At 69.2% G+C, this 9,612-nt stretch carries 10 protein-coding genes; 2 read left to right on the top strand and 8 right to left on the bottom strand.

Annotated elements, in window-relative coordinates; translation table 11 throughout:
• Window positions 1-258 precede the first annotated feature (258 nt).
• The 7 genes from ACFFJD_RS16655 to ACFFJD_RS16625 all read right to left on the bottom strand — a co-directional run bounded on the left by ACFFJD_RS16655 (window position 259) and on the right by ACFFJD_RS16625 (window position 7,310).
• Window positions 259-450 (bottom strand): hypothetical protein, encoded by a 192-nt coding sequence (locus tag ACFFJD_RS16655; RefSeq protein ID WP_382366205.1) that lies wholly within the window; start codon window positions 448-450, stop codon window positions 259-261.
• Window positions 440-988 (bottom strand): MogA/MoaB family molybdenum cofactor biosynthesis protein, encoded by a 549-nt coding sequence (locus ACFFJD_RS16650; protein WP_382366203.1) that lies wholly within the window; start codon window positions 986-988, stop codon window positions 440-442. The genes ACFFJD_RS16655 and ACFFJD_RS16650 overlap by 11 nt, the downstream gene beginning before the upstream one ends.
• A gap of 37 nt (window positions 989-1,025) precedes the next feature.
• Entirely contained in the window at window positions 1,026-2,486 is a 1,461-nt protein-coding gene (locus ACFFJD_RS16645) for a S1C family serine protease (protein ID WP_382366201.1), read from the bottom strand.
• 81 nt (window positions 2,487-2,567) lie between these two features.
• Window positions 2,568-3,980 (bottom strand): HAMP domain-containing sensor histidine kinase, encoded by a 1,413-nt coding sequence (locus ACFFJD_RS16640; protein WP_382366211.1) that lies wholly within the window; start codon window positions 3,978-3,980, stop codon window positions 2,568-2,570.
• Between the two features lie 43 nt (window positions 3,981-4,023).
• Window positions 4,024-4,710 carry a response regulator transcription factor gene (locus tag ACFFJD_RS16635; RefSeq protein WP_382366199.1) on the bottom strand — a complete coding sequence of 229 codons (687 nt, stop codon included), beginning with the start codon at window positions 4,708-4,710 and terminating at the stop codon, window positions 4,024-4,026.
• Between the two features lie 61 nt (window positions 4,711-4,771).
• Window positions 4,772-6,367, bottom strand: a complete 1,596-nt coding sequence (locus ACFFJD_RS16630; RefSeq protein WP_382366197.1) for an FAD-dependent oxidoreductase — start codon at window positions 6,365-6,367, stop codon at window positions 4,772-4,774.
• A gap of 10 nt (window positions 6,368-6,377) precedes the next feature.
• Window positions 6,378-7,310: an AurF N-oxygenase family protein gene (locus tag ACFFJD_RS16625; protein WP_382366195.1), complete on the bottom strand. Its 933-nt coding sequence runs from the start codon at window positions 7,308-7,310 to the stop codon at window positions 6,378-6,380.
• Window positions 7,311-7,475: 165 nt separating this feature from the next.
• Here ACFFJD_RS16625 and ACFFJD_RS16620 point away from each other — a divergent pair, with 165 nt between their 5' ends.
• On the top strand, window positions 7,476-8,246 hold the full coding sequence (locus tag ACFFJD_RS16620; protein WP_382366209.1) for an SDR family oxidoreductase: 771 nt from the start codon (window positions 7,476-7,478) through the stop codon (window positions 8,244-8,246).
• 74 nt (window positions 8,247-8,320) lie between these two features.
• Here ACFFJD_RS16620 and rpmF read toward each other — a convergent pair whose 3' ends face one another.
• On the bottom strand, window positions 8,321-8,494 hold the full coding sequence (gene rpmF, locus ACFFJD_RS16615) for a 50S ribosomal protein L32 (RefSeq protein ID WP_382366193.1): 174 nt from the start codon (window positions 8,492-8,494) through the stop codon (window positions 8,321-8,323).
• A 185-nt stretch (window positions 8,495-8,679) separates the two neighbouring features.
• Between rpmF and ACFFJD_RS16610 the strand changes: the two genes are divergently transcribed.
• Window positions 8,680-9,612 (top strand): AEC family transporter, encoded by a 933-nt coding sequence (locus ACFFJD_RS16610; RefSeq protein WP_382366191.1) that lies wholly within the window; start codon window positions 8,680-8,682, stop codon window positions 9,610-9,612.

The following is a 9,612-nucleotide window of genomic DNA, read 5'->3' as shown; positions in this document are numbered from 1 at the left end:
AACTGGGAAGACGGCAACGGCATCCAACACGGATGGGGAGGCCGAAGCCGATAGAACACCCCCACGCCACGCCCGGGCCATACACACATTTTGGCCTTTAACCCGCGATAGCCCGTCGGGAAAACCGTAACCGATCAGCGGGTAGTACTGCCATCGGAACGACAAGTTCCGTACGATCCGACGAACGCTGCGAGATGAACGGATCGCTCGGTGCGACCGGCGGTCACCGGGCGGCGATCCGGAGAACCGCTGGCCACGCTAGCCGTGATGGGGCGGCTTGTTCTGCTCGTACCAGCCCCGGCCGCGATCGGTGTGAGCCGACTCACCCGCGTCCGCCATAGTCTCCGGGACCACGTCCCCGAAGATCTCGTCCAACCGGCGACGTCGTCGCCACTGCTCCGCGGAGTCCGATGCCGACGACGAGTGGTCGTCGGCCGGCTTAGAACTCACTGATCTGGTCGATGATGAAGCGCGACAGCGGGATCAGCGTCGCCATGCCGTCGCGGACGGCGGCACGCGAGTCCGCCAGGTTCACCACCAGGGTCTGGCCCGAGATACCGGCGAGGCCGCGCGAGAGTCCACCGTCGGTGGCGCCGGCCGACAGGCCCGACGTGCGCAGCGCCTCCTCGATGCCACGCAGGCGGCGGTCCAACAGCGGCTCGGTGGCCTCCGGGGCCACGTCGCGCGCACGCACGCCGACGCCGCCCACCGACACCACCAGGTCCACGCCGCCGATCACCGCGGTGTTGAGCGCGTTCCGGATCTCCACCTCGTCGCCGACCACGGCCACCGTCGCGTCGACGTGGTAGTGCCCCTCTTCCAGCAGCTCACCGACCAACAGGCCCAACCGGTTGGGGTCCGGGTTCTCCGTGGCGCGATCATCGATCACCACCACCAGCGCGCGGAGCAACGGCTCGACGGCGTCGGCCTGCGCGTCGATCAGGTCACGGGCGGCCGCGTCGGCCTGCGCGTCTGCTGCGTCGATCATGTCGAACCTCTCCTCGATGTCGGTCGGACGAATCCGCTCAGGCTTCCCCGAGCTTCACGGTAACCGTCTGTTCCTTGCCCTGGTGTGTGTAGGTGATCTTCACCGACTGTCCCGGCTCCTTCGACCGGATGGCGGCCACCAGCGCTGCCGACGAGGCCACCTTGGCGTCGTCCACGGCGGTGATGAGCGCGCCCTGCGGGATACGGGCCTGGGCTGCGGGTCCACCGCTGACGACGCTCTCGACCAGGGCCCCCGGTTCGGTCGCCTCCGGGCTCGGCCGCACGTTGACCCCGAGGTTGGCCCGGGTCACCTTCTGGCCGGCGATGAGCTGGTTGGCCACCCGCATGGCCTGGTCGATCGGGATCGCGAAGCCGAGGCCGATGGACCCGACCTCGCCCTGGCCGCTGCCGACGGTGGCGATCGCGGTGTTGATGCCGATCAGCGCACCGGACGAATTCACCAGCGCACCACCGGAGTTACCCGGATTGATGGCGGCGTCGGTCTGAATCGCGTTGATCACCGACTCGACGGAACCGTCGGCGGCGCCCGTCGTGACGGGCCGGTTGAGCGCACTAATGATGCCGGTGGTGACGGTGCCTTCCAGCCCCAGCGGGGAACCGATGGCGATCACGTCCTGGCCCACCGACAGATTGTCCGAGGCGCCGACGGCGATGGGAGTGAGGCCGGTGCTGTCGGCCTTGATGACGGCGATGTCGGACATCGCGTCCACCCCGACGACGGTGGCCTTGGCGCGATTGCCGTTGCTGTAGCTGACCAGCACGTTGTCGGCCGGCTTGTCACCACCGGCCATGATCACGTGGGCGTTGGTGAGGATGGTTCCGTCGTCGGACAGAATCACCCCCGAACCGGACCCGCTCTGCCGACCGGTGGAGACCCCGATGGAGACCACCGACGGCAGCACCCGAGCGGCCACGTCCTGCACCGACCCGGGCTTGGCTGGCGGCTGGGTGGTCACGCGAGTGTTCGGGGAACCGGCCAGCACCTCCGGTGCGTCGGACGTGGAACCGTCGCGGGTCGCAATGACGCCGACGACACCGCCGAGGAGACCGGCGACCAACGCGAGGACAGCGACCATGGCGATCCACAGCGGTCCGCGGCCGTTCTTCTGGGGTGGTTGCGGCTGCTGGGTCGGCATCCCCGACGTGGGCGGGCCGTACGGCGGCTCGCCGCCGGAACCATAGGGCGTTCCGCCTTCGGCACCGTACGGCGCTTGGCCGCCGGAACCGTACGGGGGAACGCCGCCGGGGCCGTATGCGAGCGTCGGATCCGGGCCCTGCCCCGCCTGGTGTTGGGGTGCGACCGGCTGGTGCGGCACGGTCGGCTGCTGATACTGCCCAGGCATGGGCTGCTGCGAAGGCTGGGCGCCGTAGCCGGCGGGAGCCGCGTGGTGCGGCATGCCGCTGGCACCCGGAACGGGGTGCCCACCGGGCGGCGCGTACGGGTTCGGATGGTCATCGCGGGGTCCGCGGTCTGTCATGCGTTTCACCTTAGAAGGTTTTCCTGTGAGCGTGCTCAGCGATTCCTGCCAACCCGCGGACAGCCTCCCGCGGCGCGCCGATCAGCGGCGGACCAGGACCGGGTCCGGCTCGGTGTGCACGGGGCTGCCCGGCAGGGTCATGCGGATCAGCGCACCGCCCGCCGCCGACTGACCGGCCGAGACGGTCCCGCCCAAGCGCACCACCACCTGCCGGACGATGGCCAGGCCCAAGCCCGAACCCGGCATCGACCGGGTCGCCGTCGCGCGATAGAAGCGTTCGAAGACCAACTCGCGGTCCTCCGGCGGAATGCCGGGGCCGGCGTCGGCCACCGTGAGTTCGGCGGTCTCCGGGCCGATCTGGTGCAGGCTGATCTGCACCGCGCGCCCCGGCGGGCTCCATTTGGCGGCGTTGTCGAGGACGTTGAGCACCGCGCGGGAGAGCCCGCTGGCCTCGCCGAAGACGAACCACGGCTGGGTGTCCATCTCGAAGTCGATGTCGGTGCGACGTCGACGCACCCGCACCAGCGCTTCCTCGATCACCTCCGACATCTCGCACTCCTCGAAGACCGCCGTCGACGAATCGTGCCGTGCCAGATCAACGAGATCCCCGACCAGCGTCGACAACTCCTCGACCTGCGCCATCACGTCCGAACGCAGTTCGATCATGTCGGCGGCGGGAATCTGGCGGGCTCCCGGCTCGGAGGCCGCGATCAACAGTTCGAGATTAGTACGCAGCGAGGTCAGCGGCGTCTTCAGTTCGTGACCGGCGTCGGCCACCAGTCGCGCCTGCTGATCGCGGGAGGAGGCCAGGGCGGCCAGCATGGCGTTGAACGATTCGGTCAGACGCACCAGTTCGCCGGTCCCGCTGACCGGGATCGGACGCAGGTCCTGGGTTCTGCCGATCCGTTCGACGGCGCCGGTCAGCCGGGTCACCGGCCGCAGTCCGGCGCGTGCCACCGCGGTGCCCGCGGCCGCGGCGAAGGCCACCCCGATACCGCCGGCCACGAACAGCACCGAGGCCAGCCGATTGAGGATGGCGTCGGTGCGATCCAGACTCTGCGCCAGCACCAGGGTGTTGCCGTCGGGCAGTTTGCGGGCCAGCACGCGATGGTTGCCCACCGTGCGCAGGCTCTGCGTCGGGCTGTCCCCCGGGTCGGATTCGGCGATCTCCCGCTCGGCGGATTCGAACGGGACCTGGCCGACGCTGAACACGCGCCCGTCCGGCTGCACGAGCGCGATGGTGATGTTGGTGGAGAACACCGTGCCGGTGAGCAGGCGGCTCGGCTCGGACAACTGCCCGGTGTTGGCCAGCACCGTCATACCGTCGGCGCGCACCGTGAGCTGACTGTCCACGTCCTGGTAGAGCGCGCGATAGACGAACACGTAGGTCGCACCGGCCATCAGCGTGGCCGAGAGCATCACGACGGCGGCCACCAGCAGCGCCACCCGGGTGCGCAGCGACACCCCGCGGGTTAGGGAGAGCGGACTGCGCATCGGGCGGCCGGAGGAAGGCAGGTTCACGCCCGCACGACCCCGCTCACGGCGCGTTCTCGCGCAGCACGTACCCCACGCCGCGCACCGTGTGGATCAGGCGGGTCTCGCCGTCGGCCTCGGTCTTACGCCGCAGGTAGCCGATGTAGACCTCCAGCGCGTTGCCGGACGTCGGGAAGTCGTAGCCCCAGACCTCCTCGAGAATCCGGCTGCGGGTGAGCACCCGTCGGGCGTTGGCCATCAACATCTCCAGCAGCGCGAACTCGGTGCGGGTGAGGCTGATCTGCCGTTCCCCGCGCGTGACCTCGCGGGTGACCGGATCGAGCGTCAGGTCCTCGAAGCTGATCGCCTCGGAATCGGCGTCGTCGTCGCGGGCGGTGCGGCGGGACAGGGCTCGCAGCCGCGCCAGGAGTTCTTCCATCGCGAACGGCTTGGGCAGGTAGTCGTCGGCCCCGGCGTCCAGGCCGCTCACCCGCTCGGACACCGAGTCGCGGGCGGTGAGGACCAGGATGGGCAGATCGTCGCCGGCGGCACGCAGCCGGCGGCACACCTCCAACCCGTCCAGTCGCGGCATCATCACGTCGAGCACCACCAGGTCCGGCCGGTCGGCCACCACCTTCTCGAGTGCTTCGATTCCATCGCCCGCCGTTTCCACGGTGTACCCGTTGAAGGTCAGCGACCTCCGCAGGGACTCGCGGACGGCCCGGTCGTCGTCGACCACAAGGATGCGCATGCCTACAGTCTTATCGTTCGGGACTAAGAGTGCACTGAGGGCGCGCCGCGACCGGGCGGGTTCACCGACGCCGCCGACCCCGTCCGCTCTGCGCCGCGGCCAGCATGTCCGACAGCTCGGTGAACTTTACGCGCGGCCGGCCCTGGGCCCGACCGTTCTCGCGTTCGCGCCGATCGATGGCGGCGATCCCCCGGTAGCCGACCACCCGTCGCTGTCGTGCGCGCAGCAGGGCTGTGAACTCCTCGGGGTCCGCGCTCGTCCGGGGCAGCAGGTCGGCGGCGGCATCGGCCAGGAACTTCTCGACGGTGGCGACGGCGTGCAACTTGTTGGCCCCGATACCGCCCACCGAGCCGCGCGCCGCCCAACCCACCACGTAGGTGCCCGGCACCACCGCGCCCGTCGCGTCGAGCAGGCGACCCTCCTCGTTCGGGAAGACCCCGCGGGCCTGGTCGAACGGCAGACCGGCGATGGGCGCGGAGCGATAGCCGATCGACCGAACCAGCAGATCCGCCGCGATGCGATGCTCCCGTCCCCCGGTCGCCACTGTCACGGTCTCGACGCGGCCGTCGCCGTCGGCCCGCAGCGGCGCCGTGGAGAAGAGGAAGACGATCCGTCGGCGCGTCGGATCCGCCGGCCGGTTCAGATCCGGCAGCGGGCCGTCGGCATCGTCGTGGACCTCCACCTGGACGCCGCCGATCACCGAGAGGGCGCGATACTCCGCGGCCGAGTAGGCGGCCGATTCCCGGCCGCGGCGTCCCAGCACGACCACCTCGCGGATGCTCTGTTCGGCGAGCAGTGCCAGCGCGCGATCGGCGATGTCGGTGCCGGCGAGCAGTTCCGGCGGGGACACCAGGATCCGCGCGACGTCCAGGGCCACGTTGCCGGTGCCCACGATCACCGCCCGGCCGCTGCCTGCGGCGGGCAGACGGGGCCCGTCGGCCCTGGGCACCGCGTTGTACCAGGCCACCAGGTCGGTGGCCGAGGTGGATCCGGGCAGGTCCTCGCCCGTGATCCCCAGCGCGCGCGAATCATCGGCGCCGACCGCGTAGAACACCGCGTCGAAGTGTTCGGCCAATTCCGCCGGCGTCACCTCGCCGGCCGCGACGTCGTCGCCGATGCGCACATTGGTCGCCATGGTGACCGCCGGGTCGCGATAGAGCAGGTCGAAGGTCGCCATCACGTCCTTGGTGCTCGGATGGTCCGGGGCCACCCCGGCGCGCACCAGCCCGCCGGGGGTGGGCAGAGCGTCGAACACGGTGACCCGGGCCCGGGATCGGTGCAGAAGGGTGCGCAGCGCGTACCCGCCCGCCGGCCCGGTGCCGACCACCGCCACCCGCAGCCCCTCCGGCAGTCGCGGGAGGTCGGGATAGACCACGTCCGACCAGCCCGAGGTGATGTCCGGATTCGCGGTGTAATAGTCGGCGTTGATCTCGGCGAAGATCCGGTCCCGCGGCGCCAGGTTCTCGATCGGGAAGATCGCGTTCACCGGGCAGGCGTCCGCGCACGCGCCGCAGTCGATGCAGGCCACCGGGTCGATGTGCAGGATCTCCGAGGTCCCGAAGCCGCGCTCCTCGGGCGTCGGGTGAATGCAGTTGACCGGACAGACCGACACGCAGGCCGCGTCGCTGCAGCACGACTGGGTGATGACGAAAGCCACCGGGCCCCCTTTAGAGCATGTGGGCCTTGCGGTAGAACCGCATGGCCGGTGTGGTGAGCAGCCCGACCTCGTCGAGGAACTCCATCAGGTGCGTGCAGCTGCTGCGGATCATGGAGTGGAAGTGCTCGTTCCCGGCCGCCTCGCGCCGAGCGCGGGAGACGTCGAGACCGGCGTCGGCGTAGGCCTGCGGCTGGATCAGGCTCTCGACGATGAGGGTGGCCCCCAGCGCCACCGACAGCGCGCTGGCATGACGGCGCTTGGCGCTGATCCCCCGCATCGATTCGCGGACCTCTTCGCGCGCGAACTTCATGTGCCGCGACTCTTCGAGGACGTGAATCTCGTTGATGGTTCGGATGAACGGCAGCACCCGGTCGTCGCGCATGCAGCCGCGCTGGAAGACGTCCAGCACTTCCTCGGCGACGAGGATGCCCGCGTAGGCCACCTCGTCCTTGGCGATCAGCTTGAAGACCTTGCCGAGGCGGCCGATCCTCGGATGCGGGTGGTAGGACTTGCCGACCATCTTCTCCGAGGCCTTGGCGAACATCATCGAGTGGCGGCACTCGTCGGCGATCTCCACGAGGGCGAACTGGAACTCGGGGCTGTGGTATTCGCCGAGATACTGGTCCGTCAGGACCATCTGCTGCAGGATCATCTCGAACCAGATCCCGATGCACATGATCGACGCGAACTCGTGCCGGGTGAGCGCGATGCGCTGCTCGACGGTCAGCTCGTCCCAGTAGTCGGTGCCGTACAACGACGACCATTCCGGGCTGCAACCGTACTTCTCCGGGTCCATCGGCAACGACCAGTCGATCTCGGTCATCGCGTTCCGGGACAGCCGGGCGGCCGAGGCCAGCAACCGGTCGGCCACCTCGTCCGGCCCCCGATCGGGTCGGCTCTCCGCCCCGCCCCGAACCTGCTCGCGCTCGATGGCTGCAGTCATGGAACTTCACTCCCTCGCCGCTCGCGGCCTGTGATTCATCTAACCATTACAACGCTTATTGTCACAGTAGCACCGCCTTGCGGGCCCGGAAAGGGTCTGGAAACCTTACTGATGAGTAACCAGCGCGGGGCGGCCGCCTCGCGGCATCTCGAAGCGGAGGAACCCATGGGATCGATCTTCATTTCCGGCGGAGCAGCGGGCATCGGCCTGGCCACCGCCCAGCGATTCGCCCGCGACGGCTGGACCGTGGGCGTCTACGACATCAGCGAAGACTCGCTCGAGTCCGTACGGGCCGCCCATCCGGAGTTCATCACCGGCACCCTGGATGTGACCGACCCCGACCACTGGGAGGCGGCGCTGGCCGACTTCACCGCGCACACCGGCGGTCGACTCGACGTGCTCGACAACAACGCGGGCATCCTGATCTCCGGCGACTTGGCGGCCCTCACCCCCGCCGCGATCAAGGCACAGATCGACATCGACGCGCTGGGTGTGGCCCTGGGCGCACAGGCCGCCCACCGCTACCTGGCCGCCACCCCGGGCGCGCACCTGGTCAACATCGCCTCGGCGTCGGCCATCTACGGGCAGCCCGGCATCGCGGTCTACAGCGCCACCAAGTTCTTCGTCGCCGGCCTCACCGAGGCGCTGGAACTGGAGTGGCAGCACGACGACATCCGTGTGGTCTCCATCTGGCCGCTGTGGGCCAAGACCGCCCTGGCCGAGACCGACGCCAAGAGCACCAAGACCCTCGGCGTCCGCCTGACCGCCGAGGACGTCGCCGAGAAGATCTGGGAGTCGGTGCACCCCAACGCGGTGGACCGCCTGACGCGCCGCACCAGCTACTCGGTCGGCGCGCAGACCACGGTCCTGAGCAACGCCGCCAAGTTCATTCCGAACAGCGTGAGCCGCCTGGTCAACAAGGCCCTCGCCCAGTAAGGCGTCCGTGTCGCGCGGATGCACGACGGGCCGTCACCAACTCGCGTTGGTAACGGCCCGTCGGGGTCTTGAGGTCAGCGGCGGTCGAGATCGACCAGGCCCAGCTGCGCAGCCTTGACCAGGCGACGCGGAATACGGTGGGTCACACCGTTGACCTTCTCCTCCTGCAGGGGGGCGTTTTCCGCCTTCCACTGCGAACGACGACTGCGGGTGTTAGCCCGCGACATCCGGCGCTTCGGTACTGCCATGGTTCCAGCCCTTCTCTACTTGCTCTACCTTCGTGCGCGAGTGGGGTTCGGTGAGACCGATCCGGCCGACTCGCGACCGTTGCTCGCAAGCGTGCCTCGCTAGATCGCGCGACGCGCAACTAGAACAGACTAACGGGTCGAGCACGGGTCCTGCAAAACGGCGCCGATCCCCTACCATCACCTGGGTGTCAGGCGTCGTCTCCGGGTTCACCGTCATCTTCATCGTGGTGGGCATCGGATACCTCCTCGGCCGCACCCGCGTCCTCGGCGAACACGCCGTATCGGTGCTGGCCCGCATGGTCTTCTTCGTCTGCACCCCCGCACTGATGGTCACCTCGCTCTCGACCAATGACCTGTCGGTGGTCTTCTCCTCGACACTGGCGGTCGCCGCGGCCACCGCGCTCGCCACCGGCGCCGTCTACTTCGCCGTGGTGCGACTGGTGTGGCGCCGGGCCATCCCGGATGCCGTGATCGGCGCGCTGTCCTCGTCGTACGTCAACAGCGTGAACCTGGGTCTGCCGATCGCGATCTTCGTGCTCGACGATGCATCCTTCATCGCCCCGCTGCTGCTGTTCCAGATCATGATCTACTCCCCCATCGCGCTGGTGACCCTCGATCTGACGGCCCTGGACGCCACCCACCGCCAATCGCTGTGGCGCACGGTGGCGACGCCGGTGAGCAACCCGATCGTGATCGGCGGGCTGATCGGCCTGGCCCTCTCGGTGGCCGGTATCCGCCTGCCGGAGGCGGTGTTCTCCCCGCTGGACATGCTCGGCCAGGCGTCGGTGCCGCTGGCCCTGCTCACCTTCGGCCTGACGTTGACCGGCGTGCAGGTGTTCAAGAAGGGGGCGAGCCCGCGCCGGGACACCGCGTTGGCGTCCGTCCTGAAGATGGCCCTGATGCCGGCGCTGGCCTACGCGCTGGCGCGTTGGGGGTTCGGGATGACCGGGCACGCCCTGTTCGCGCAGGTGGTGATCGCCGCGTTGCCGACGGCCCAGAACGTGCTGGTGTACGCCACGCGCTACCAGCGGGGTGAGATCCTGGCCCGCGACAGCGCGCTGGTGACCACCCTGGTGTCGATCCCGGTGATCGCGGTCCTCGCGGTGCTGCTGACCTGA

This window comes from Gordonia phosphorivorans, from assembly GCF_042432625.1.
GTDB classification, from domain to species: domain Bacteria; phylum Actinomycetota; class Actinomycetes; order Mycobacteriales; family Mycobacteriaceae; genus Gordonia; species Gordonia phosphorivorans.
The sequence above is the reverse complement of the archived record's forward strand: the minus strand, read 5'-3'. Positions and strand labels throughout refer to the sequence as shown.